We start from the raw sequence: 25,725 nt of genomic DNA, 5'->3' as shown, positions 1-25,725 counted from the left end.
TTAGTGCGCAAAATCAAAAACACGCGATTAAAATTGCTTTAAACCGCAGTTAAAAAGTCGTTTATCGCTTTATTTACAGCAAGTGGCTTTTGAGCATGAAGCCAATGGCCTGCGCCATGAATTATTTTAGCCTTAGTATTTTTAAAGCGAGCTTTAATTGCAGTACGATGCTCGGGCAAAATATAGTCAGAATCATTACCTTTAATGAAAAGAGTATCGCATAAACAAGAATTGTTTTCATTAACATTGGATGTGATTGTAGAATATTTTTCGTCAAGCACATTTAAATTAAATCGCCATGCAAAATGACCTTCCTCATTTTTAGCGAGGCTTTTAAGTAGAAACTGTCGAACTCCCAGTTCTTCTATGTAAGGCTGCATTAGAGCATCAGCTTGTTTTCTATCGTCAATTGATTGTGCTGAAACTGCTTTTAATGCTTGTAATATTTTTGTGTGCCGAGCAGGGTAACTAACAGGTGCTATATCAAGTACAACAAGCTTATTTACAAGTTCAGGATGTGTAAGCGCTAATTCCATTGCCACTTTACCACCCATAGAGTGCCCAACTAAATGTGCTTTATCTATGTTCAAATGTGCTAATAACTCAACAATATCTTGTGCCATTGCCGGGTAGTTCATTTCATCACTATGAGGAGAAAGCCCGTGGTTACGTAAATCAACGTTAATAACAGTAAAGTGTTCACTTAATGGTTTTGCTATTACATTTAGGTTTTCTAATGATCCAAAAAGCCCATGTATCAAAATAACATTAGGACCTTGCCCTTGTTGCTTGTAATTTAACTGCATACCCGCCTCCTGAAAATTTCGCCATAGTTTGCCGAGCATTGCTCTAAAAAGCAAAAAATACAGCGACTATTTATTAAATTGGGCTTTTGTTTGTTAAATCAACAACAATGAGGTAAATATTAATATGTTTACGGGAGTGCTTGTTGTAACTCGCATTTCTGATTGGTTTGGGTATAATCACACGGGAGAAAAAAATGTGACCCGTAATGACAGGAAGAACATGAAACAAATCGACATAGACGACGAGTTATATCAATATATTGCTAGCAATACGCAAAGTATTGGTGAAAGTGCATCCACTATTTTACGTCGTTTATTAAATCTGAGCGGCGAAAAAATTCAAACCGCAAACGTAGAATTAACTCAAAATAATCAAACTGCGACTACGTCTACCGCCACATTAAAAAGCTCAGAGCCATCTGCTGCTGAGACTTCAAAAAAACAAACGCCTGTAGCTCACGCATCTGTGAAGCAAAAAAGCGATAATGTTTTTAATGTATTAAATAAAGAAGAGCTGGCAATGCAAAAAGGTGTTGTTGGACGCTTTTTGTTTATTTTAAGTGCATTTTACCGCACACATAAAACTGATTTTTCTGCGGTATTAGACATAAAAGGGCGTGACCGTGTTTACTTTGCTACTAGTAAAGAAGCTTTAGTAAATAGCGGTAGTAGTATGAATCCTAAGAACATAACCGATAGTGAATATTGGGTTATGACTAATTCTAATACAACGCGTAAAAAAATGATGCTTCATGAAGTGGCTCTTTGCCTTGGATATAGTGCAGAGCAAGCTGAAAAAATTCGCGATTACCTGTAAGGAAATATAATGGCTATTCACTCAGGCGCAGGCAAAACTGCTCCACAATCGGCACTGGTTAACGTACCTAAATTAGTATCTGCGTATTACTTAAATGAACCTGATCTTGAACAAAATCCAGAGCATTGTGTTGCCTTTGGTACCTCAGGGCACCGTGGTTGTTCTTACGATGTTAAATTTAACGAGTCACACATTCTAGCGATTACTCAGGCTATTTGTGATTACAGAAAACAAAATGACATATTTGGTCCGTTATTTTTAGGCAAAGACACACACGCATTGAGTGAAGCCGCATTTAACTCAGCAATTGAAGTATTAGTTGCTAACGAAGTGCAAGTGATAACGCAAGAAGACGGTGATTTTACACCAACGCCAGTTATCAGCCATGCCATAGTGAGCCACAATAAGCTACACCCAAATGAATTAGCAGACGGGATTGTTGTTACGCCTTCGCATAACCCTCCTGAAGATGGTGGCTTTAAATACAACCCACCTAATGGCGGACCAGCTGATACCGACGTCACTAAATGGATTGAAGACAGAGCTAATCAACTTTTATTAGAAGATTTAGTTGAAGTTGAGTTATTTCCATTCGCTAAAGCATCGCGTTCTGGTTTTATTCGCTACGAAGATTTAATGACTCCTTATATTGATGACTTAGCAAATATCGTTAATTTAAAAGCAATTAGCGATGCAGGTATTAAAATTGGTATCGATCCACTAGGTGGTTCAGGTATTAATTTTTGGCCAGTCATTGCAAAAAAATATAATTTAGATTTAACCGTAGTTAATGATGTTGTTGATCCACGTTTTGCTTTTATGCCACTTGATAAAGATGGCAAAATTCGTATGGATTGTTCATCACCTTATTCAATGGCAAATCTTATTGCACTAAAAGATGATTTTGATGTGTCTATTGGTAACGACCCTGACTACGATCGTCACGGTATTGTAACGCCAGACGGCTTAATGAATCCAAACCACTTTTTAGCAGTGGCAATCGATTACTTACTTAAACACCGTGATTGGAATGAAACCGTAGAAATTGGTAAAACATTGGTTTCTAGCTCTATGATCGACAAAGTAGCTGCTCGTAACAACCGTAAGGTTAAAGAAGTACCAGTAGGCTTTAAATGGTTTGTTGAAGGCTTAAGCAAAGGCAAGCTTGCCTTTGGTGGCGAAGAAAGCGCAGGTGCTGCATTCTTACGTTTTGATGGCTCTGTATGGTGTACAGATAAAGACGGCTTCATTATGGGTCTACTCGCTGCAGAAATACTTGCTGTGACAGGTAAAACACCATCAGCGCTTTATAAAGAATTAGAACAAGAGTTTGGTTCTCCAATTTATAAACGCCTAGATGCACCAGCCACAAGCGGTCAAAAATCACGTTTAAAAGCATTGAGTGCTTCTGATGTTAAAGCAGATACACTTGCTGGCGAGCCTATTTTGCAAAAATTGACTCATGCACCAGGTAACGATGCCGCCATTGGTGGTTTAAAAGTGGTCACTGAGAATGGCTGGTTTGCAGCGCGTCCATCAGGTACTGAAGATATTTATAAAATATACCTTGAATCATTTAAAGGTGAAGAGCATTTAGCGTTACTTGAAAAAGAAGCTAAAAAGCTTGTAGATTCAGTTATAAGCTAACTTAATCTAATAATTTTAAAACGGCTGATTTATTCAGCCGTTTTCGTTTCTATACCTTGTGTATTTATAAAAATATATGCATAAGAGTCTACTCTCACATTATTTTTAAAGGGCTTATTATATGTCAGCCAATCCATCTTACTTAAATGAATTAAAACAAACAGGCGATTTTTTAACGCTTAGTCGTGACAACGAATGGCATTTAGATGCAGGTGAGTTTGTTTTAGATAATGGGACTCGTGTAAATATACACGATACCGGAGTCATTGAGTTTCAACCTGCTGTTATAACGTCAAAAGATGTAGTTTATTCAAGCGCTGTACACGGTAACGAAACTGCGCCAATTGAAATTTGTGATGCACTTATTAAACAAATTATAAAAGGCGAGCTGATACTTAAGCAGCGTGTTTTGTTTATTTACGGTAATCCACAATCAATTAATATTGGCCTGCGTTTTGTAGAAGAAAACTTAAATAGATTATTTAATGGTCACCATACAGTTGAAGGTGTACCAATGAATAATGAGCGAAACCGCGCTGCAAAGCTTGAGCAATACGTAAGCGATTTTTATACACGTGGCGAGCAAGGCAGTAGCCGATGTCATTACGACTTACACACTGCAATTAGAGGCTCTAAAAACGAAAAATTTGCTGTGTATCCATTTTTACATGGTAAGCCATGGAAAAAGTCGCAGCTACAATTTTTATTGAGTTGTGGTGTAAATACCGTGCTTATGATGAAATCTCCTGCAACAACATTTAGCTATTATTCGTCATTTATACACGGTGCTGATTCTTTTACGGTAGAGCTGGGTCAAGTTAAGCCATTTGGTCAAAACGATATGGCTCGCTTTGAAAAAACAAAGCAAACCTTAACTGCATTAATTAGTCAAAATGAAGTTAAATACCCTGAATTTAATGCAAACGATTTTGAATTGTTTGCTGTCCATCGCACAATAAATAGAACGCAGAACGATTTTAGCTTTCCTTTTTCTGACGATGCCGAGAACTTTACTGGCTTTGCGAAAGGTGAACTACTTGCAACCGACGGTGATACAGCGATTTACGCTGACGTTGAAGGAGAGGCTATTATTTTTCCAAATGCGAGCGTAGCATTAGGGCAAAGAGCACTCCTTACTGTTATTCCAATGGATATTGATAGCAATTTCGTCTAATTTAACTCATCAGACCACTGGTAACTTAAAGTTAACTATATGATTACTATTAATTAAAGTAACCGTATCGTTAACTTGCCACTTATTTAACCAGTATTTGCTTTTGTTTCGTCCTAGATCTGTTGAATAACACTTTACGTTAACGTAAAGTGTTGGCAGCTTTAATTAAAGATAGTGCAGATGTTGCAAAGTTTAACCAGCAACAATCACCCACAATAATAATTTAAAGGGGCACTGTTTTATCGACAACAAAAGAAGGTAGGTTATGAGTAATCCAAATAACGTATCGCTGAATATTAACCACGAGCTTGAATTTATTGATGGTCAAGCGCTTAATATTCCAACCCTTAGTATTTTAACTGAGGACGGCGACATTCATCCTAGTGCAACCGCACCTGACATTTCAAAACATACCGCTATTAAGTTATATGAAACAATGCGTTTTATACGTTTGTTAGATGAACGTATGCAAGGCGCGCAGCGCCAAGGCCGTGTTAGTTTTTATATGCAATGCCTAGGCGAAGAAGCCGCAGTTACAGCCTCTGCTGCTGCACTTGATCAAGACGATATGATCATGGCTCAATATCGTGAACAGGCAGCCCTGCATTATCGTGGCTTTACGCTTGATCAATTTATGAACCAAATGTTTTCAAATGAATTGGATTTAGGCAAAGGTCGTCAAATGCCAATTCATTATGGTTCTAAAGCGCTAAACTACATGACGATTTCATCGCCATTGGGTACGCAAATACCACAGGCAACGGGTTATGCATATGGCCAAAAAATAAAGCACATCGACGTTAAAACAGGCGAGCTTGCCAGCACAATTGATAATGTGACTATTTGTTACTTTGGTGAAGGTGCTGCATCTGAAGGTGACTTTCATGCCGGTTTAAATATGGCCGCTGTTCACAGAGCGCCGGTTATATTTTTTGCACGTAATAACGGCTATGCAATATCAACCCCTGCTGATGAGCAATTTAAAGGCGATGGTATTGCCTCGCGTGGTGTGGGTTATGGCATTAAAACAATTCGTGTTGATGGCACAGATGCACTTGCTGTTTATGCGGCAACTAAAAAAGCACGCGAAATAGCCTCAACACAAGGTGAACCTGTACTTATTGAATCGATTGCTTATCGTTTAGGTGCGCACTCTACGTCAGACGATCCAAGTGGTTATCGCTCTAAAGATGAAGAAGCGAATCATCAAACGTGTCCTATTGATAAATTTAGAAAATGGCTGGTCAAGCAAGACTGGTTAAACGAAGAAGACGATATAAAAGCAAAAGAGTCGATTCGTGAAGAAATTTTAGCCGCGCTTAAACGTGCTGAAGTTGTTGCAAAGCCCGCTTTAGAAGAACTGGTATCAGACGTTTACAATACACCAATTCCATTATTGCAACGCCAGTACGAGCAATTAAAAGAACATATAAAACAGCATCCAGATGCTTACCCAGTAACCGCAGGGAGAATTAAGTAATGGCTAAAATGAACATGCTCCACGCAATTAACTCTGCTCTCGATATTACGATGAATGAACACCCTCAAGCCTGTATTTTTGGTGAAGATGTTGGTTACTTTGGTGGTGTATTTAGAGCAACATCGGGCTTGCAAGAGAAGTACGGTAAACATCGTGTTTTTAATACGCCTTTAACCGAGCAAGGTATTTTAGGTTTTGCTAATGGTTTAGCTGCTTATGGTGCGCCTGCATTGGCAGAAATTCAATTTGCTGATTATATTTTCCCAGCGTTTGATCAAATAGTAAATGAAGCCGCTAAATTTCGTTATCGCAGTGGTAATGAATTTAATGTGGGTAACTTAACTATTCGTACACCTTATGGTGGCGGTATTGCTGGTGGTTTATACCATTCACAATCACCCGAAGCGTATTTTGCGCACACACCGGGTTTGAAAGTAGTTGTACCGCGTAACCCTTATCAAGCTAAAGGTTTATTACGTGCATCAATTAAAGACGATAACCCGGTCATATTTTTTGAGCCTAAGCGTTTATATCGTGCATCAATTGGTGAAGTGCCAGAAGAAGATTATAGTATTGAATTAGGCACGGCTGAAGTAGTACAAGAGGGTGCCGATATTACGCTTTTAGCGTGGGGTGCTCAAATGGAGATTATTGAAGATGCAGCAAAGCAAGCAACCGAGCAAGGTATAAGCTGTGAAGTAATAGATCTTCGTAGTATTTTACCATGGGATGTTGAAACGATTGCTAAATCGGTTATTAAAACCGGCCGTTTAATCGTGAGTCATGAAGCGCCTATAACCAATGGCTTTGGTGCAGAAATAGCCGCAACAATACAACAAGAGTGTTTCTTGCATTTAGAGTCGCCAATTTTACGTGTATGTGGTCTAGATACGCCATACCCGCTGGCACTTGAAAAAGAATATGTACCGGATGCACTAAAAGTGTTGGCTGCAATTAAACAATCAATGGATTTTTAGGGGTTACCATGGCTAAAGATTTTATATTACCCGATATTGGTGAAGGCATTGTTGAATGCGAAGTAGTTGAATGGCTAGTACAAGAAGGCGATACCGTATCTGAGGATCAGCCAATTTGCGATGTTATGACAGACAAAGCATTAGTACAAATTCCGGCAGTGCATGATGGCGTTATTTCAAAGCTATATTATCTAAAAGGTGAGATTGCTAAAGTACATGCCCCTTTATTCGCTATGGATGTAGCAGGTGAAAGCATTAGCAATGAAGTAGTACAAGAGCCAGTACAAGCTGAAAATAAAACTAATGATGCAGCTGATGTGGTTGAGGACTTTATATTACCGGATATTGGTGAAGGTATTGTTGAGTGTGAGATTGTTGATTGGTTAGTTGCTGAAGGCGACGAAATAGAAGAAGACCAAGCGGTTTGTGACGTAATGACCGACAAAGCATTAGTACAAATTCCGGCAAAATATACAGGCACAGTAAAAAAACTATATTACCAGAAAGGTGAAATAGCAAAAGTACATAGCCCGTTGTTTCAAATGACAATTGCAGGCAGTGCAGCAAAACCAAATGTTGATATAAACCAAGCGGTCGTAAAGGCTCAAACTAATGCCGTCGCTGAAAAAGTTGCCCCTGTTAAAACGCAGCAAGCTGCTAAAGTTATCAATCAAAAAGCGGTTGCATCACCTGCGGTTCGTCGTAAAGCACGTGAACTAGATGTTGATTTAACCTGTGTACCAGGTAGTGGTAAAAATGGACGTATTTACAAGCAAGATATTGAAGAGTTTGTAAAAGGCGAAGTGCCAAATACTATTGATACTTCACCGCTTAATAGCGATGCTTCTCAAAGTGCAGTACAAAACCAAACACAGAATCAAAGCGGTGGCGTACGAGTAGAGCAAATTAAAGGCATTAAAGCGGCCATGGCCAAGCAAATGGTAGCTTCGGTTTCAACTATTCCGCACTTTACGTTTAGTGATGAAATAGACTTAACACAGCTTATAGCTTTGCGTAGCGCTTTAAAAGAGCAGTACAAAGCACAAGGCGTTAAGCTCACCATGATGCCATTTTTTGTAAAAGCACTCTCGCTAGCAATGAAAGAGTACCCTGTACTTAATTCTAAAGTGAACGATGAATGCTCAGAGCTTACCTATTATAACGATCATAATATCGGTATAGCGGTTGATTCAAAAATTGGCTTGTTAGTGCCTAATATTAAATCGTGCCAGAGTAAAAGCATTGTTGATGTGGCAAATGATTTAACCCGCTTAACTCATTCAGCGCGAGAAGGCCGTGTTGCACCCGATGATTTAAAAGGTGGGACAATTAGCATCTCTAACATTGGTGCTATTGGCGGCACTATTGCGACCCCTATAATTAATAAACCAGAAGTGGCTATTGTTGCGTTAGGTAAACTGCAGCATCTACCGCGTTTTGATGAAAGTGGGCAGGTTGTGAGTAAAGCTATTATGCAAGTGAGCTGGTCTGGCGATCATCGCGTTATTGATGGGGGCACTATTGCTCGCTTTAATAACCTATGGAAATCGTACTTAGAAAACCCATCGGCAATGATGATGGCTATGAGTTAATAGCTAAATTGTTAATATGTAATAAAAACCAGCTTTTAGCTGGTTTTTTGTTTTAATATCAGCTGTTTTTAATTAAGATACAAATGTTACTAAAAAGTAATTGGATTAACCCCGTTAGGGAATATAAAAAATAACACTAAGGAAATTTTATGGAACACTATATGAACGCGTTGCGTAGCTACGCAGATTTTTCAGGCCGTAATCGTCGTAAAGCATTTTGGATGTTTATGCTAATTAATTTTATTTTTTCGCTTTTGACAGGTGTTATAGATGGTATTACAGACACAATGTTCGTAAGCTCTATTTATAGCTTAGCGCTATTTATTCCTGGCTTAAGTATTGGTGCTCGTCGTCTACATGACACAGGCCGTTCAGGCTGGTGGCAGCTACTTTGGTTAGTGCCAGTCATTGGTTGGATTGTTTTAATTGTTTTTCTTGCGCAAGATTCGCACGAAGGTGAAAACGATTTTGGTCCAAATCCAAAAGAATTAGCAGTAGAACCAACTACTGTATAAGTAAGAATAACTTAACATGTTAAAAGCTCAGCAATTGCTGAGCTTTTTTGTTTTTTTATTTCTCATTCTTTTAAATTTCAGCAAAAAAATACAACCCATAACCAACTATTAATGCGGGAATAGACGTATAAAGTGTAGCTATAACTGCAGCTTTGGGCGCCATTGCTATTGCTGGAAATAACGCATCACCATCGTTAGAAATTGCGTTTCCTGCTAAAGCACTAAAGGGAATAATGCCTTGAATATAAAGCGTTGTAACAATTATTTGCGGGCCACAGCCGGGTAAAAATCCAATAAGCACTGCAATTAATGGGGCTAAATAGGCGTAATGTACAAACCACGTTTTTAAATCAAGTCCTGCAATGTTAACCAAAATCTCAAATAGCATAAAAGAGGCTACAACCCATGCCGTTACAAAATGGGTATCTTGTAATACTTTTATTATTTTAGAAGGGGGGTTACATGCATCGTCTTCTGACGTTACTTCTTGATAGCTTTCACCTCTTGACGAAAGCGCCCAAATACTAACAATAAATAAAGCCATTACCGCACCAAATAGCGTAATTACAGTGCTTGTGCTTGAACCAAACTGTGAAAAATCAACATTAAACGCAATCAAAAAGGCAATTATAAGGCTTGGGATAATTGCTACCATCCAAACCGGTCTACTGATTTTAATAATGTTAGTTGAAAGTATTTTAATTTGGTGCTTTTGTTCTTGCGCTGTTGGGCGTAAAAAGTCTTTTTTGTGTATTGTATTAACCAGTAAACCACTGAATGTACCCACAACTAACCCTATCCCCATAATTAACAAGCCTTCAGTAGGGCGGGTAGCAAGTAATAAAAATGCTGCATCTCCCATTGTAGCTGTTAGCACCGCAACAATAGCACCAAAGCTTGCTTGGCCTTTTGTAAATTGAGTAACCACAATAATAGCCCCACCACAGCCAGGTAATGCACCTAAAACCGCTGCAAAGCTAATTTCTAAAATAGGGGACTTGGCACTTAAATAACTAAGCTCTAATTGAGGTAAGTGTTCTATAGCGTAGTAATAAATTAAAAGGGTAGCAGCAACAAACACACTCACTTGAAAAAATGCATCACTTAGTGCGGTCATTGTTATTTCGCGTAATTGCGGTATTGCAAGGCAAGTTAAAATAAATAAAGGCAGCAGTAAGCGTTTATTTTGGCTCAAAAATCGTTTTGAGGCAGGAGTAATAAAACCAATGTGAGGGAGTGAAATCATACAATGCGACCTAATAAATTAACTAGGTCACACTGTATATTCTAATTAAATGATAATCAATATCATTTGCATCTATTTAAATCGATTACTCTGTTTGAGTATTTCGATAGCCAAATCTAAGTTAGTTTAAATTTGAATTAAAGGCTGTGATTAAATTGGGCTACTTACGCTGAAATTCAGAGTTTGTATTCCACGTTGGCCACTGTTCTGTTTCAGAAATATCAAAACCTACTTTATAAAATAATTGTAAGTCTTGAACAGCACCCGATAAATCCCATTCATCACGGTAACGGTCACATGGTTGATGGTAACAACCGCGAAGTACTAAACTCATACGTTTACGGTAATTAGCCGTTTCTTCATCAGCAGCCACTGTGCCGCCACCTGCGTACATGGCTGGAATACCCATATTTGCAAATGCAAAGTGATCAGAGCGGTAATAGCCACCAGATGACGGTTTAGGATCGCCTGATATTGTTCTGCCTTGCTCTTTAGCCGCAGCTTCTAAAAACTCATCCATTTGTGATTTACCAATACCAACCACATTCATGTCTTTTACTTTGCCTAATAAATTTAAGCTATCCATGTTTATGTTAGCGACTGTTTTATTCGCTGCAATCACTGGATTTGCCGCATAGTATTTAGAACCTAATAAGCCTTGCTCTTCAGCAGTTACCGCTAAAAATGTCATTGAGCGGCTAGGGTGCTTTGGTAATTTAGTAAAGGCTTCAGCTACTTCAATTAGCCCAGCGGTACCCGTTGCATTGTCGTGAGCACCGTTATAAATTTGATCACCTTTACGTGTTTTGTCTGTACCTAAGTGATCCCAATGAGCCGAGTAAATAACATGCTCATCTGGTTGCTCGCTTCCTGGTAAAGTGGCGATAAAGTTATACGACACCGATTTTTTAATCGTATTTTTAATATTAACAGAAGCAGTTAAATCGCCCATATCAACATGGTAAGCACCTTTAGCTGCGTTTTCTTTCGCAGTATCGAAATCTAATCCTGCTTTAGTAAAAAGCTCTTTTGCTACGTCAGTTGTAACCCAGCCTTCAACGGCTACGCGGTCCATATTGTTGTTTTCTTTTTGAAAACCAAACTGCTCGCCGCTCCACGAGTTTTCAACTACTGACCACGGGTAAGATGCAGGTGCTGTTTCATGAATAATAATTGCACCTGCGGCACCACGGCGACTCGCTTCTTCGTATTTGTATGTCCAACGCCCATAATAGGTCATTGCGTCGCCAGTAAATAAAGCAGGGTCTTTTGTTGCAAAACCCGGATCGTTAACCAGCATTACAACTGTTTTGCCCTTAACGTCTAAACCTTCGTAATCATTCCAATTGTATTCAGGTGCATTAACGCCGTAGCCCACAAATACAAGTTCAGAATTTTCTATGCCTTCTTGTGCGCTAATTCGGCTGCTACCCATAACCATGTCTTTTTTGTATTGGTAGTCTTTACCACCAATACTAAGCACCATGTTCGAATCAGCTTCTAAAGAAACCAATGGCACTTCTTGTAAGTAACTGTCGCCGTTACCTGGTTTTAAACCTAAAGCTTTAAACTGCGCAGTTAAATAATCAAGCGTTAGCTTTTCGCCAGGTGATGAAGGAGCACGACCACCAAATTCGTCTGATGCGAGTACTTTTACATGTTTAGCCAGTTCATCAGCTTGAATACTGTTATAACCATTTGTTATATCAGTAGGTGTAATACTTGTTGTTGCGCAACCTGCTAAAACAGCGGTAGCGAGGAGTGTGAGAGAGAAATAATGTTTCATGTCAGCTCTTTTTTTGTTTTAAGTTGTGATTAGTATATTAACTTCTATTAAGTAGAACCAGTTTTTGCGGTAAACTTCTCGTAAATTATAGGCATAAATTGTTAAAGGTTTAAATGAAGCGTTTTACTCCCCCCGAGCAGTGGCAAATCAGTAGTCTAGAAACAGGTGCATTTGCGCATTTACGTGAGCTGTTTAAAGTTAACGAACTAACAGATTGGCCGGTGCCTCAGTGGTTTTCTCCATTTTTAACCGCTATTAATGCGAATAATATACCTATTACTTTTAAAGATGATGCAAAAGTAGATTTTGGCGATCGTTATTACGAACAAGTTATTTTTGAAACGGGTGTTGTACCTACACGCAGTGAGAATTGGCATGACTTATTTGGTGGCTTTATTTGGTGTTTATTTCCTAAAACTAAAGCGCTTATAAACCAGCGGCATGTACAAGATATAGCTGAGCATGGTTTGCAAAAGCGTACTAAGCATCGTAATGCATTAACGCTCTTTGATGAATGTGGTGTTGTATTAGCTATAAGTGAGAGTAAATGGCAGCAGTGGCTTTGCGATCATCAATGGAAAACAGCATTTGTTGAACACAAGCATGAGTGGGGTAAAACAATAAAACCTTTTATGTTTGGTCATGCAAATTACGAAATGCTTACCAAACCTTATATAGGTTTAACGGGTAAAGCATTGTTTGTTTGTGTACCGGATGAAATATTTTGTAAAGATTTAGTTACTCAATATCAGTACCTAGACCAAGCCCTTTATGAGATGATTAATACAGATAACTGCTTAGCCGATAACAAACTGCTTTCACCACTGCCTTTATTAGGTGTGCCTGGCTGGCATGACGAAAACAAAGACGACTCTTTTTACAACAATACAGATTATTTTAGAGCGAAACGAAGGATACGAACATGATAGAAGTTGCTGGGCTTAAAAAGAAATTTAAGCTAACTAAAGATCACAAAAAAAATAAAATAGACGACATCGACCCTCGTGAAGATAAAGATTATTTTCACTCAGTACGAGATGTGAGTTTTAGCTGCGCAAAGGGTGAAGTACTTGGGTTGCTAGGCCCAAATGGTGCGGGTAAAACGACTACACTTAGAATGATTTCAACCGCGTTAAAGCCCGATGAAGGCTCAATAACAATTGCCGGAAACGACATTGTAAAAAAACCGCTACTGGGACGTAAGTCTATCGGTTTTTTATCGGGCTCTACCGGTTTGTATGGCCGCTTAACTGTAAAAGAAAACATAGAGTATTTTGCAAAGCTCCACGGTATGAGCAAAAGCGATATTGCATCGCGTTGTGATGAGCTATTTACATTGCTTGATATGCATAAGTTTGTAGATAAACGCGCAGAAAACCTATCAACAGGTATGAAGCAAAAAGCAAATATAGCGCGTGCTGTTGTGCATCGCCCAGCAGTTGTTGTACTTGATGAGCCAACAACGGGTCTAGATATAATGACCACGCAAACCGTTATTCAATTTATTAAGGGCTTAAAGGCGCAAGGTACACCTGTTATTTTTTCGACCCATCATTTAGATGAAGTTGCACTTTTATGTGACCGAGTCGCTGTAATTAACGAAGGTATTAGCTGCTTTGACGGAACAGTAGATGAATTTAAACAAGCAGGTAATAGTGATGAGCTTAATCAAGCGTTTATGAACATATTAACGGAGAAACATGATGTTTGAAGTATATAAAAAGGAATTAAAAGAGCTCCTTCGCGACAAAAAAACCCTTATGTTTGTTGTGTTGCTGCCAGTACTTATTTTCCCGATAATATTTGCTATTGTTGCTTTTATTGGCACCCAAGCTGCACTTGACGCCGATCAAAAAGTAAATACATACGTAATTATTAACGGCGAATATGCACAAGAATTTACTGACAAAGTGTTTTACCATAAAAGCTTTGAACTTTATAATGGCAGTAAAACCTTTAATACAATAGAAGATCTCAAAGCAGGTGTTACCGCCGGCGACATAGATATGGGGATTTACTTGCCAAGTAATGCCGTAAAAACTCTCGACAATGGTGAGCAAAGCAAATGGCAAGTTGTATTTAACGATGCTAAATCAATAAACTATTTATTCGATCGGGTTAAAGAACTTGCTCAGGAATACAGTGACGTACTGCAAGCTGATAAGTTAAAAAGCTTTGGGATAGAAAGGTCTGCGCATAAAGCTATTCTTGACCCTATTGAAGTTGTTAAAGTAGATACAGCCGATAAACGTGAAAACCTAGGTGAAAAAATAGGCGCCTATTTACCTTATTTACTTATCCCATTGGTTTTAATGGGGGCTACTTACCCAGCAATAGATTTAGGTGCCGGCGAAAAAGAGCGCGGCACGCTAGAAACACTCCTACTAACACCCATTACACGTACAGAATTGGTGCTCGGTAAATTTATAACATTACTTACTACCTCTATTGCATCAACCACTATTACGATTGTGAGTATGGGGTGTTGGGTTGCAGTTGCATTAGCATTTGCTGACTTAGATTTCATTAAAACGGCCTTCGGTACGCTAGCGGTTAGTGATTTACTGATGATTTTTTTACTTTTACTTCCGCTGGCTGCCATATTCTCTTCTTTAGCGTTAGCTATCTCAATTTATGCGCGTACATTTAAAGAGGCACAAAATTATATGCAGCCTTTAAGTATGGTCGTATTTTTCCCTATCATTATTTCAATAATGCCAAATATGGAATTGACTGCTAAAACCGCGTTTATCCCGGTAACAAACGTTGCATTAGCCATTAAAGACATAATTAAAGGCACAGTTGATTATACCTTTGTAGGGCTAATATTTTTAGCAACCGCACTTATTGCAGGTGCGTTACTAGCATTTTGTGTTAAATGGTTTAACCGAGAAGATGTATTATTTAGATAATTATATAGATTTAGCATTCTGAAAAAATATAAAAGGTAGCATTGGCTACCTTTTATATTTTAAAGGGATGATTGGTTGAAACAACTATTTTATAGTCTGTGTAAGTCGATATGGGTACTCTCATTCATTTATAATTCATATAGAGAGAGTGCTCTAAATAAAACTAATGATTTAGTCTTTTTATTATAAAAATTATAACGATAACCGATTAGTTAGATGGTCCAATTCTTTCGTTAATGCTCTATACTAATAACAATAAAAATTTATGGTGAAGGTAAATGTTGAAAAAGAATAATTTTTTGAATGTGACAAAAAATAATAGACTAATGCTCGTTGCAACAATAATATTTGTTCTTATAGCTTTACCATCTCTGTATTTGTTTGACCAAAAAGTAAGAAGTGATGTTTATAATTCAGCCCAAATAGAATTAAAACGTGAGCTTGAAACAAAAAGCCTTTCACTAAAAAACCATCTTAAAGATAGTGTTACCGCTATTCGCTTTTTAGACGCAACGCCCCCGATTAAAGGCATTACTCGCGCCACTGAAAACAAGAAAATAGATCCCTTGTTAGGCACGCACATTGACGTTTGGGAAGAGCGCTTAGCGAGTATTTTTAGTGGTTTTATGCGCACAGACGACAGCATACTTCAGGCTCGCTATATTATTCTCGCAGATGGTGGGCAAGAAGTTGTCAGGGTTGATAGAAACCAACTTGGAGAAATTAATCGACTGCAAGGTCTGCAATTACAAAAGAAAGGCCAACGCGATTACATGATAAAAGCGAGTATGCTCGATAATAAAAGTGTTTATATTTCTCCTATTAACTACAACCGTGAAAATGGGCAGATACAAGAACCTTATATAAGTACTTTTCGTGTAGCTAAGCCTGTTTTTGATGAAAAAAATAAAATTTTTGCAATATTAGTCACTAACTACTTTGCTGATAAATTAATAAAAAGTTTAACGGTTGAATCTCCACAAGGAACACAAATTTACCTAATGAATAATGAAGGTGAATTTTTATATCATCCAAACTCTCAATTACGCTTCGGTTTTGAATTTAATAAAGCAAAAACATGGACTGAAGAATTTTCCACTGCAAGCACAATGGCAGAGCAAGGCACTTTACCGCTAAGTAATTACCCAATTGCTTACACGTTAAAAAAGCGTATTTCGCTTGATGGTGATATTGCGATGTTACCTTTAGAGCTTGGTGTAAGTGTTGATACTAAAACGTTGTTTGCAAAGGTGAACGAAAGGCGTCAAAACTTTATTGCAATGCTAGTGGTATTCTTTAGCGTATTTTTAGTTATTGCCTTTTTATACCAACGTTTTATAAACCGTAAGTTGTTAATTAATTCTCTAAAAGAGCAAAACAATAAAGTAATAGAAAATTCTTTGGATGCTATTTTTACAATTGAGCAAAACGGCGAAATTGTTCACTTTAATAATACAGCTAAAGAGGTTTTCGGTAATTCAATCTCAGGCACTAGCCCTGACTTTGTTTCTTTATTTAACTTAAATGAAGCCGATAATAACTGTATAGAAGAGACTATTTCAAACGGATCAAAAATGCCGTTTGAAGCTATCTACACAGATGGTTACGGCAACAAACAATACTTTTCAATTACTCTCAGTAGTATTTTTGATGTCTACAATAACCGTTATCAGGTAGCAGCTATTTTAAGAAATATTAGCTCATTAAAAAATACTCAATCAGAGCTTGAAGGCTTAAACAGTACTTTAGAGCTAAAAGTCTCACAAAGGACTGTTGAGCTAGAGCGCGCAATTGATCAAGCATTAGCAGCGAGCCAAGCAAAAAGTGACTTTGTAGCAAATATATCTCACGAAATACGTACACCGATGAATGGCGTTTTGGGTATGCTTGAAATGCTCAAAGAAGATGGCTTAAGTGAACAACAATACCATTACTTAAAATTAGCTAATAGCAGTGCTAACTCTCTGATGAACCTGATTAACGATATTCTCGATTTTTCTAAAATAGAAGCGGGTAAGCTTGATATTGATAATCATACATTTGATGTTGTTACAGTATGTAGCGATATGATTAGCTCTTTAGCGTTACAGGGCCAGCGCAAAGGTCTTGAAGTATTCTTAGATACAAAAGATGTAGTAGATAGAATGGTTATTGGCGACAGCCATCGACTAAAACAAATTTTAATTAACTTAGTTAATAATGCATTTAAATTTACCCACCGAGGTGAAGTAAGTTTAACTGTCGGCTCCAAGTACATTACCGACTCAAAGTTATTAATGAGCTTTACAATAAAAGATACCGGAATTGGTATAGCGCCAGAGAACATAGACAAACTATTTGAAGTGTTTACACAAGAAGATTCAAGTACAACCCGTCATTTTGGTGGTACAGGCTTAGGCTTATCTATATGTAAAAAACTTGCTCAGTTAATGGGTGGTAATATTACGGTTATAAGTGAAAAGGGTGCTGGTAGTACCTTTACCGCAACAGTTGAGCTACATGTAGCACAAGAGAAAAAACTAAACACAGGTATTGAGCTTGCTACAAGTATTAACGTAGCGGCATTAATAGCGCGCGATAACGTTTATAAAAACGTGTGCGATTTATTGCTACTAACCTGTAAAGTAAATGCAGAAAACATTGTAAGACTCGACTACTTTAGTGAGCATAAAGAGTTTGAGGCTGACTTATTATTGATTGATGATGAGCATCCTCAAATTGATACGTTAATTGATTACTGTAAACAGTTTAATAAAAAGTACGTCTTAATTTTACGCGACATGGTGACCGATAAACCGACTAAAATGATATTACCTGAGGGTAGCCACATTCTAAATAAACCGCTTACCCAAGATCAATTTAGCTATAAGTTAGCCAGCTTATTTGGTGCCAGTAATGATTGCATTATAGCGCCACCAAAAGGCTTAACAGAAGAACAAGTAGAGCCAGACCTATCTGCTTATCATATATTATTAGTAGACGATAATATGATAAACATTGAAGTTGCTAAGGCGATTTTAAAACGTACAAAAGTAAAAATCACCTGTGCATCAGACGGTGTAGAAGCATTAGAAGCATTGAGAGAAAACACAGAGCAAGCTTTTGATGTTATTTTAATGGATTGCCAAATGCCTAATTTAAACGGCTACGATACAACAAGTGAAATCAGAAATAGTAAGGCCGGGGTAGACTACACTTACATACCTATTATTGCTATGACAGCAAGCGCGATGGAAGGTGATAGAGAACGTTGTTTAACTGCAGGCATGAACGACTATATTACTAAACCAATCAAGCCACGAACGCTAAAAGATAAGTTAATCACCTGGCTAAGTTAATAGTTATTAATTGAGAATCAGCTGCTTATGCAGCTGATTTTTTTGGTTTAGCATCCGTTGATATATTTAACTTTGTTATGTCGGCGCTATCGAGTACGGTTTGTGTGTCTGACCAATGTAGTAATTCAATTTTTCCATCTTGCTGCTCTACCAGCGCCGTACAACTCTCAATCCAGTCTCCATCGTTACAATACATAATTCCGTCATCTACTTTTATTTTGGGATGATGAATGTGTCCACAAATAATACCGTCTACGTTTTGTTTTTTAGCTTCATGAATTGCGGTATCTTCGAAGGCTTTAATCGCTTCACGTGCTTTGTGTACGCGAGCTTTTATCCATGATGCAAGCGAGTAGTAATTACCACCAAATAGCTTTCGAATACGATTGGTCCAGCGGTTTAAAAATAATAAAAAGTCGTACCCTGCATCACCCGCGATACTAATAAGTTTGTTATAGCGTGTCGCGGAATCAAAGTCATCACCGTGTACGAGTAAAAAACGTTTATTAGCTTTAGTGGTGTGGATAAACTGCTGGTGGATTTCAATACCAAATAACGTTTGATTTATATAGTTTCTAAACGTTTCGTCATGATTACCGGGAATATAAATGACGCGTGTACCGCTAGCTGCTTTTTTTTGTATAGAGCTTAATACTTGATAATGCGAAGGGTGCCAATAAAACTGACGTTTCATTGACCATAAATCAATAATATCACCCACTAAATAAAGTGTGTCGGATTCTACCGAGTTTAAAAAATCGAGTAAGTAATCTGCTTTACAGTCTTTGTAACCTAAATGAACATCAGATATCCAAATAGTAGGGTAGTGTTGCTTCTTAGTGTTTGCGCCATTACTCATTTTCATTCCCTAAAGTATCGAGTGTAATAGTTAAATAACCTGAACTCTGGTTAAGAGATTTACTAAGGTATTGAATCATGGTGATATTTAAATTTACTTTCTCTAGCCAGAGATTTTCAGTGAAAACAAGGCGAATTTACGCGTCAATAGCGAGCCTATTGCAAGTAAATTCAACGCAGTTAGCGCTGAAAATAGCTGCTCGAGATAGATTTATTATCCAGAGTTCAGGTTAAATACTTTAGGGAATAAAAATGACAATTATACGACAGTAATACTAAAGCCAAATAACACACATAAAATTTAGGTATAAAAAAACCGCTTTTAAAAAGCGGTTTTAAAATTACTTATAAGTATTTTTAGCTTAACCTTTAACGGCTGCTTTAATTGCATCAATTGCTGTATCGATATCAATCATTAGCTTTTCACCTGTACGGCGGTTTTTAAGCTCAACTTTGTTTTCGTCAAGGTTACGCTCACCAATTACTAGCGTAAATGGCACACCAATTAGTTCCATATCGTTAAACATAACACCTGGGCGCTCTTTACGGTCATCAAATAACACATCAAGACCAGCATCTTTTAAACCTTGGTAAAGGTTATTTGCAATATCAGGAATACGATGCGATTTGTGCATGTTCATTGGAACAATTGCTAAATCGAATGGCGCGATTGATTTTGGCCAAATGATCCCGTATTGATCGTTGTTCTGCTCAATAGCAGCAGCAACAATACGTGAAACACCAATACCGTAACAACCCATAGTCATGGTTTGGTTTTTACCACCTTCGTTTAATACACCCGCTTTCATCGCTTCTGAGTATTTAGTGCCAAGTTGGAAAATATGACCTACCTCAATACCACGTTTAATTTGTAAAACGCCTTGGCCACATGGGCTCATATCGCCTTCAACAATATTACGAATATCAGCAACTTCGTAATCAGTTACGTCACGATCCCAGTTAATACCGCTGTAATGCTCGTCGTCTTTATTTGCACCGGCAACAAAATCAGCAAGTATGTTAGCTGCTCTATCAACAATAATAGGCATAGATAAGCCGACAGGGCCTAATGAGCCAGGTTTTGCGCCAATAGCAGCAACAATATCTGTCTCTGTTGCCATTTCAAGCGGAGAGTCTACTAATGGGTGCTTTTCAGCTTTTAGTTCATTTAATTCGTGATCGCCACGCAGTACTAAGGCTACTAAACCGCGTACTTCGTTTTCATCAGGCGTACCATAAACAATTAACGTTTTAACACCGCGATGTGGCTTAACTCCGTAGTGTTTTTTAAGCTCGTTAATCGTTTTAGCGTCAGGAGTTGGAAACGCTTTAAGCTCTTTTGATGCTTCAGGGCGAGGCTCGCTTGGTGCCAGTGCTTCTGCTTTTTCAATATTAGCGGCGTAATCACTGCCGTCACTAAATGCAATTGCATCTTCGCCCGACTCAGCAAGTACATGAAACTCGTGCGATACGCTACCACCAATAGAGCCTGTATCGGCTATAACAGGGCGGTAATCAAGGCCTAAACGCTCAAAAATATTACAATATGCTTTGTGCATCGCTTGATAAGTCGCATCTAAACACTCTTCACTTAAGTGAAAAGAGTAGGCATCTTTCATTGTAAATTCACGAGCACGCATTACACCAAAACGAGGACGACGTTCGTCGCGTACTTTAGTTTGTACTTGGTATAAAGTAACTGGTAATTGCTTGTAGCTGCTTATTTCTTTACGTACGAAATCAGTTATTACTTCTTCGTGTGTTGGACCAAGTGCAAACGTACGGTTATGACGGTCTGTAAAGCGCATAAGCTCAGGACCAAATTCATTCCAACGACCAGATTCTTCCCACAAATCAGCCGGTTGAATAACAGGCATTAGCATTTCAATTGCACCCGCTTTGTCCATCTCTTCACGTACAATGTTTTCTACTTTACGTAGCACGCGTAAACCAGAGGGTAACCAAGTGTATAAACCCGAAGCGACGCGGCGGATCATACCGGCTCTAAGCATTAACTGATGCGATACGATTTCAGCATCTGATGGCGTTTCTTTAAGTGTTGCGAGTATATATTGGCTTGTACGCATGTTTTTTCCGAAATAGAGTAATTATATTCTTTTAATAGAGCTTAAGTTTACCAGCGGATGCTTTTACACTAAAGCGCTAACTGAGTTATTTAGTTTTTTTCTATGCTTGTTACTACGTTATGCTCGCCATTGACTTGCCAGCGAATATTATAATTATACAGAGTCATACCATAGCTCTGCTCGCCGTCTTTTTGTTTTTTATATGCAGGGCGAGGATCTTGTTTTAAAACATTGGCAATAAAATCATGTAAATCTGGGTATTGTGTTTGCGCATTAACAAACTCAATTGCTTGAGGGCTAAATTCAACCGTCATTTGTGTTTCTGGGCGCGTGTCAGCAAATCCAGCACTTGCATCCGGCATAGAGTCTGAATACGGCAAATACGGTTTTATGTCAATAATCGGTGTGCCATCAAGTAAATCAATACCAGCGAGTAATAAGCTAAGTTGTCCGTTTTTATATTCAATACCTTCAAGTTTTACGGCGCTCATTCCAATTGCGTTTGGTCTGAATGTAGCGCGGGTCGCAAATACACCTTTTCGCTCATTGCCACCTAAACGAGGCGGGCGCACCATGGCAGAATAACCTTTATCGGCTGTTTCATGAAAACGAAATAATAACCAAATATGAGTAAATTCATCTAAACCACGTACAAACTCTTCGCGATTAAAATCGGGGGCAAATATAAGCTTTGCTTTAGCTTGTGGCACTAAACGTGGTTGCCTAGGTATAGCAAACTTTTGTTTATAAGGAGATTGAATGTGGCCAATAGCCGAAATGGTATAATCGCTCATAGTACTCGGGTACAAATAAAATAGAGCGCTATTCTACCCGCATTTAGCATTTATGGCATTAATGTAAGCAAGTTTATTGCGTATACCAATTTTATTAAAAATATGATTATTCTACTGCATTAAATAGCGCACTTACTTCGTTAAAAATTATTCAAAGTTGACTGCATGGATGCAGGAGGTAGAGCAATGCAGGGAGCGATTAGTGATAACAACTATATATTATAATTTTGCCTTGTTATTGCGCTATTTTCTTAGTGCTACAATAGAACAATTATTTAATGCACTTGGCATTATAGACCAAACGGTTTAAAGTTTTTTATTAGACTTATTGGTTTATATTAATATTTAAAAAGAGCCTAAAACAAAAAAGGTAAGCCCTTGGGCTTACCTTTTATACATGCTAAAGACTAATTAAAACATGTATTGAACTGATACAGACGCTACATCCATATCTGGGTCAATGTCGTCATCAAGTTTATAACGCTCATACTCTAAACGAAACTGTACATTTGTTGTAAGCGCGTATTCAATACCAGCGCCGTAAAATGCATCACCACCATCTGTAGACGCTGATACGCCACCTACTGGTAAATCTTGTGTGTAATCTGCATCCCATTCAAGCCAACCGCCTTTTGCATACACAGAAAAGCTTTCTGTTATAGGGTAGCCCAAACGTGCGGCAAGCGATACGCCATCAATTTCAGCTTTGCTGTCTATATCACTTACTTCATCAAAGTTTTGATAAGCAAGCTCTAAGCTTAAGTACTCGTTAAATTGTGCACCAACGTAACCCTTAAGCATTTGTGCATCGTCGTCAAAGTCAGTGTCGTTATCACTGTCTTCAAATTCAAAAGAATATTGACCGTAACCGATACCAGTATAAATACGTGGGGAATCGAAATCAGAAATGTCAGCGTGTGCTGCAGAGTTAAAACCCAGTGTTGCTAGTGCAATAGCTGAAAGAGAAAGTGTTTTAATCATTGAATAGCTCCTTTACAAAAAATAATCAAATGCTTGATTTCATTAATCAAACTTCAATTATCTACTTGCAGCGAGCGTGCCAATATTAAAATGAATTAAAAACACGCCTTAATTAATTCTTTTGTATTGGTTTTTACGGTGTTTAGCGTGTTTTATAATCAAAGTGAACTTTTGTGTAATTGAGTGCTCTAAAATAAGTTGTATCTTTTACAAAGTATAATGAGTTTTTTACATAGCCTGACTTTATTTAAACTAGTAATTACACTGTATGAAGCAAGTTTTCTGTTTCAATTGCTATTTCTTTCATTTTTATAGCGTAATTTTCTAATTTAATATCTTCTTCTGTTACAGCTTTAAACGAAGGCACTTCTATTGGGTAACCCGTTTCATCCATTGCAATAAAGCTGATAACACAATGATTTGTTTCAACCATATTTTGTGTTTTTGGATCGCCACAACGCACTTGTATAAATATTTGCATGCTACTTCTACCCGTATGGGCAATTTTAGCTTCTACTTCGACTATTTGACCTACTAGAATTGGGCGTCTAAATTTTACACCCGCAACCGAAACCGTTACGCAGTAGTGACCACTCCAACCCGCAGCACATGCATAGCCTGCTTGGTCAATCCATTTCATGACTGCTCCACCATGAACTTTACCACCAAAATTAACATCGGTAGGCTCTGCTAAAAAACGAAAAACAACTTTTGACGACGGCATAGATAACACTCTTATTATTAAAACTACTATTAGCATAACGTAAAAAAGGGGCCGAAGCCCCTGCAATTTAGGATATGTTTATAATTTATATGTAAAAAAAGTGACTATATGTGTATATAACGCATAATTTAGTTACATATTAGGGTAGTTTGGCCCACCAGCACCTTCTGGGGTTACCCAGGTAATGTTTTGGCTTGGGTCTTTAATATCGCAGGTTTTACAGTGCACACAGTTTTGGGCGTTAATAACAAACTCTTTATTGCCTGCTATTTCTTGTACTTCGTAAACGCCAGCAGGGCAATAACGCTGTGCGGGTTCATCAAATTTAACTAGATTTACGTTAATAGGAATTGACGCATCTTTGAGCTTTAAATGACAAGGCTGTGATTCTTCGTGGTTAGTATTTGATAAAAACACACTTGAGAGTTTATCAAAGCTAAGGTGTCCATCTGGTTTTGGGTACGCTATTTTGTCAGCAGCGTTAGCATCAACAAGGGTCGAGTGATCGGGCGTATTATCTTTAAATGTAAATGGTAAACCGCCATTAAAAATATTTTGATCAAGCGTGTTATACGCACCACCTACAAACTTACCGAGCTTGTGCATTGCAGGGCCAAAGTTACGAGATTGATATAACTCTTTATATGCCCACGATTGCTCAAACGCAGTTTGATAATGAGTTAAATCGGTATTTGCCAACTCATTTTGCAATGCTTCAAAAATAACCTCAGCGGCAACCACTCCCGATTTCATTGCAGTGTGATTACCTTTAATTTTTGCAAAATTAAGTGTGCCTGCATCGCACCCTATAATTAAGCCACCCGCAAAATGCATTTTTGGTAATGAATGCAAGCCACCTTTAGCAATAGCACGTGCGCCGTAAGCAATACGTTCGCCACCTTCTAGTACGTTTTTAAATACTGGATGGTGCTTCATTCGCTGAAACTCATCGAACGGGCTTAAATGTGGGTTCGAGTAATTTAAATCAATAATCAATCCAACAACAACTTGGTTGTTTTCACTGTGATACATAAATGCACCACCATTAGTATCGCCGCTAAGTGGCCAACCTGTACCATGAACAACTTTGCCAAGCTCATGCTTACTTTCATCAATTTGCCAAATTTCTTTAAAGCCTAAACCGTAATGCTGCGGCGATGAATCTGCATCAAGTGCAAACTCATTAATTAGCTGCTTACCTAAATGACCTCGGCAGCCTTCTGCAAATATAGTGTATTTTGCACGAAGCTCCATACCTGGCATGTAACCGTCTTTTTCATTACCGTCTTTGTCGACACCCATATCGCCAGTAATAATCCCTTTTACTGCTTTATCTTCAATTATTAAAGAGTGAGCACTAAACCCCGGGAATATCTCTACGCCTAAGCTTTCAGCTTGCTCAGCAAGCCATCGACATACATTACCCATAGATACAATGTAGTTACCATCATTATGAAATGTTTTTGGCGTAGCAAAGTGGGGGATTGATGTCGCTTTTTGCTCGTTATTAAACCAATAAATTTCATCGTTAGTTACTTTGGTTGTAACCGGTGCGCCAAGCTCTTGCCAATTTGGTAGCAGTTCATCCAAAGCTTTGGTTTCAAAAACAGCACCAGAGAGTACATGTGCGCCTACTTCGGAACCTTTTTCGACTACGCAAATCATGCACTCTTGTTGTTTTTCTTGTGCTAGTTGCGCGAGTTTAATTGCACTTGAAAGCCCCGCAGGGCCAGCGCCAACAATTACTACATCAAATTCCATGGTTTCCCGTTCGACCATAATAACCTCTTTATCTATGACGGACTTATTCGAATGTTTACTACGCATTTAAATAAGGTGTACAGCCTATTTTTAACCTTGCAAATTAAACGTTACAGACTGTGAATAGTTAAAGGTTATTTTAGGTTGACGTTTACGTCAACAGGAAGTAGTCTAATTTCATAAAATAAATAAGTTGACGTGCACGTTACCTTGTAGGTTTAAATAATTAT

The 25,725-nt window shown here is 38.1% G+C and carries 20 protein-coding genes; 11 read left to right on the top strand and 9 right to left on the bottom strand.

Features of this window, described 5'->3' with window-relative positions:
- Window positions 1-38: 38 nt before the first annotated feature.
- Complete coding sequence (locus P20429_RS01345) at window positions 39-806, bottom strand: alpha/beta fold hydrolase (RefSeq protein WP_007586854.1); 768 nt, start codon at window positions 804-806, stop codon at window positions 39-41.
- Between the two features lie 220 nt (window positions 807-1,026).
- Here P20429_RS01345 and seqA point away from each other — a divergent pair, with 220 nt between their 5' ends.
- The 7 genes from seqA to P20429_RS01380 all read left to right on the top strand — a co-directional run bounded on the left by seqA (window position 1,027) and on the right by P20429_RS01380 (window position 9,008).
- Window positions 1,027-1,623, top strand: a complete 597-nt coding sequence (gene seqA / locus P20429_RS01350; RefSeq protein ID WP_007586852.1) for a replication initiation negative regulator SeqA — start codon at window positions 1,027-1,029, stop codon at window positions 1,621-1,623.
- Between the two features lie 9 nt (window positions 1,624-1,632).
- A complete protein-coding gene (pgm, locus tag P20429_RS01355; protein WP_007586850.1) occupies window positions 1,633-3,270 on the top strand; it encodes a phosphoglucomutase (alpha-D-glucose-1,6-bisphosphate-dependent) in 1,638 nt (545 codons plus the stop codon).
- A gap of 121 nt (window positions 3,271-3,391) precedes the next feature.
- Window positions 3,392-4,444 (top strand): succinylglutamate desuccinylase, encoded by a 1,053-nt coding sequence (gene astE / locus P20429_RS01360; RefSeq protein ID WP_007586849.1) that lies wholly within the window; start codon window positions 3,392-3,394, stop codon window positions 4,442-4,444.
- 265 nt (window positions 4,445-4,709) lie between these two features.
- Window positions 4,710-5,924 carry a thiamine pyrophosphate-dependent dehydrogenase E1 component subunit alpha gene (locus tag P20429_RS01365; protein WP_007586848.1) on the top strand — a complete coding sequence of 405 codons (1,215 nt, stop codon included), beginning with the start codon at window positions 4,710-4,712 and terminating at the stop codon, window positions 5,922-5,924.
- Complete coding sequence (locus P20429_RS01370) at window positions 5,924-6,901, top strand: alpha-ketoacid dehydrogenase subunit beta (protein WP_007586846.1); 978 nt, start codon at window positions 5,924-5,926, stop codon at window positions 6,899-6,901. Before P20429_RS01365 ends, P20429_RS01370 begins: the two co-directional genes overlap by 1 nt.
- Window positions 6,902-6,909: 8 nt before the next feature.
- Window positions 6,910-8,493 carry a dihydrolipoyllysine-residue acetyltransferase gene (locus tag P20429_RS01375; RefSeq protein ID WP_007586839.1) on the top strand — a complete coding sequence of 528 codons (1,584 nt, stop codon included), beginning with the start codon at window positions 6,910-6,912 and terminating at the stop codon, window positions 8,491-8,493.
- Window positions 8,494-8,642: 149 nt separating this feature from the next.
- A complete protein-coding gene (locus P20429_RS01380) occupies window positions 8,643-9,008 on the top strand; it encodes a DUF805 domain-containing protein (RefSeq protein WP_007586837.1) in 366 nt (121 codons plus the stop codon).
- Window positions 9,009-9,078: 70 nt separating this feature from the next.
- Here the strand turns inward: P20429_RS01380 and P20429_RS01385 are convergent, their stop codons facing one another.
- Together P20429_RS01385 and P20429_RS01390 are read right to left on the bottom strand one after the other, a co-directional pair.
- Complete coding sequence (locus P20429_RS01385) at window positions 9,079-10,254, bottom strand: putative manganese transporter (RefSeq protein ID WP_007586835.1); 1,176 nt, start codon at window positions 10,252-10,254, stop codon at window positions 9,079-9,081.
- A 160-nt stretch (window positions 10,255-10,414) separates the two neighbouring features.
- Window positions 10,415-12,040: a M28 family metallopeptidase gene (locus tag P20429_RS01390; protein WP_007586829.1), complete on the bottom strand. Its 1,626-nt coding sequence runs from the start codon at window positions 12,038-12,040 to the stop codon at window positions 10,415-10,417.
- 113 nt (window positions 12,041-12,153) lie between these two features.
- Here P20429_RS01390 and P20429_RS01395 point away from each other — a divergent pair, with 113 nt between their 5' ends.
- The 4 genes from P20429_RS01395 (at window position 12,154) to P20429_RS01410 (ending at window position 18,290) form a co-directional block, all read left to right on the top strand.
- On the top strand, window positions 12,154-12,966 hold the full coding sequence (locus tag P20429_RS01395; RefSeq protein ID WP_007586827.1) for a DUF3025 domain-containing protein: 813 nt from the start codon (window positions 12,154-12,156) through the stop codon (window positions 12,964-12,966).
- Window positions 12,963-13,751 (top strand): ABC transporter ATP-binding protein, encoded by a 789-nt coding sequence (locus P20429_RS01400; RefSeq protein WP_007586825.1) that lies wholly within the window; start codon window positions 12,963-12,965, stop codon window positions 13,749-13,751. The genes P20429_RS01395 and P20429_RS01400 overlap by 4 nt, the downstream gene beginning before the upstream one ends.
- A complete protein-coding gene (locus tag P20429_RS01405; RefSeq protein WP_007586822.1) occupies window positions 13,744-14,952 on the top strand; it encodes an ABC transporter permease in 1,209 nt (402 codons plus the stop codon). The genes P20429_RS01400 and P20429_RS01405 overlap by 8 nt, the downstream gene beginning before the upstream one ends.
- Window positions 14,953-15,278: 326 nt before the next feature.
- On the top strand, window positions 15,279-18,290 hold the full coding sequence (locus P20429_RS01410) for an ATP-binding protein (protein ID WP_033027172.1): 3,012 nt from the start codon (window positions 15,279-15,281) through the stop codon (window positions 18,288-18,290).
- 25 nt (window positions 18,291-18,315) lie between these two features.
- Here P20429_RS01410 and P20429_RS01415 read toward each other — a convergent pair whose 3' ends face one another.
- The 6 genes from P20429_RS01415 to P20429_RS01440 all read right to left on the bottom strand — a co-directional run bounded on the left by P20429_RS01415 (window position 18,316) and on the right by P20429_RS01440 (window position 25,513).
- Window positions 18,316-19,149 (bottom strand): UDP-2,3-diacylglucosamine diphosphatase, encoded by an 834-nt coding sequence (locus P20429_RS01415; RefSeq protein WP_007586813.1) that lies wholly within the window; start codon window positions 19,147-19,149, stop codon window positions 18,316-18,318.
- Between the two features lie 361 nt (window positions 19,150-19,510).
- The gene (locus P20429_RS01420) at window positions 19,511-21,235 is read right to left on the bottom strand and encodes a proline--tRNA ligase (protein ID WP_007586812.1); all 1,725 of its coding nucleotides are present in this window, start codon (window positions 21,233-21,235) and stop codon (window positions 19,511-19,513) included.
- Window positions 21,236-21,324: 89 nt separating this feature from the next.
- The gene (gene tsaA / locus P20429_RS01425; RefSeq protein WP_007586811.1) at window positions 21,325-22,029 is read right to left on the bottom strand and encodes a tRNA (N6-threonylcarbamoyladenosine(37)-N6)-methyltransferase TrmO; all 705 of its coding nucleotides are present in this window, start codon (window positions 22,027-22,029) and stop codon (window positions 21,325-21,327) included.
- A 411-nt stretch (window positions 22,030-22,440) separates the two neighbouring features.
- Window positions 22,441-23,010 (bottom strand): outer membrane beta-barrel protein, encoded by a 570-nt coding sequence (locus P20429_RS01430; protein WP_007586810.1) that lies wholly within the window; start codon window positions 23,008-23,010, stop codon window positions 22,441-22,443.
- Between the two features lie 259 nt (window positions 23,011-23,269).
- Window positions 23,270-23,734 (bottom strand): acyl-CoA thioesterase, encoded by a 465-nt coding sequence (locus P20429_RS01435; protein ID WP_007586808.1) that lies wholly within the window; start codon window positions 23,732-23,734, stop codon window positions 23,270-23,272.
- 132 nt (window positions 23,735-23,866) lie between these two features.
- On the bottom strand, window positions 23,867-25,513 hold the full coding sequence (locus tag P20429_RS01440; protein WP_033027170.1) for an electron transfer flavoprotein-ubiquinone oxidoreductase: 1,647 nt from the start codon (window positions 25,511-25,513) through the stop codon (window positions 23,867-23,869).
- Between the last annotated feature and the right edge of the window lie 212 nt (window positions 25,514-25,725).

Source organism: Pseudoalteromonas sp. BSi20429, from assembly GCF_000238895.1.
Classification (GTDB): domain Bacteria; phylum Pseudomonadota; class Gammaproteobacteria; order Enterobacterales; family Alteromonadaceae; genus Pseudoalteromonas; species Pseudoalteromonas arctica.
The sequence above is the reverse complement of the archived record's forward strand: the minus strand, read 5'-3'. Positions and strand labels throughout refer to the sequence as shown.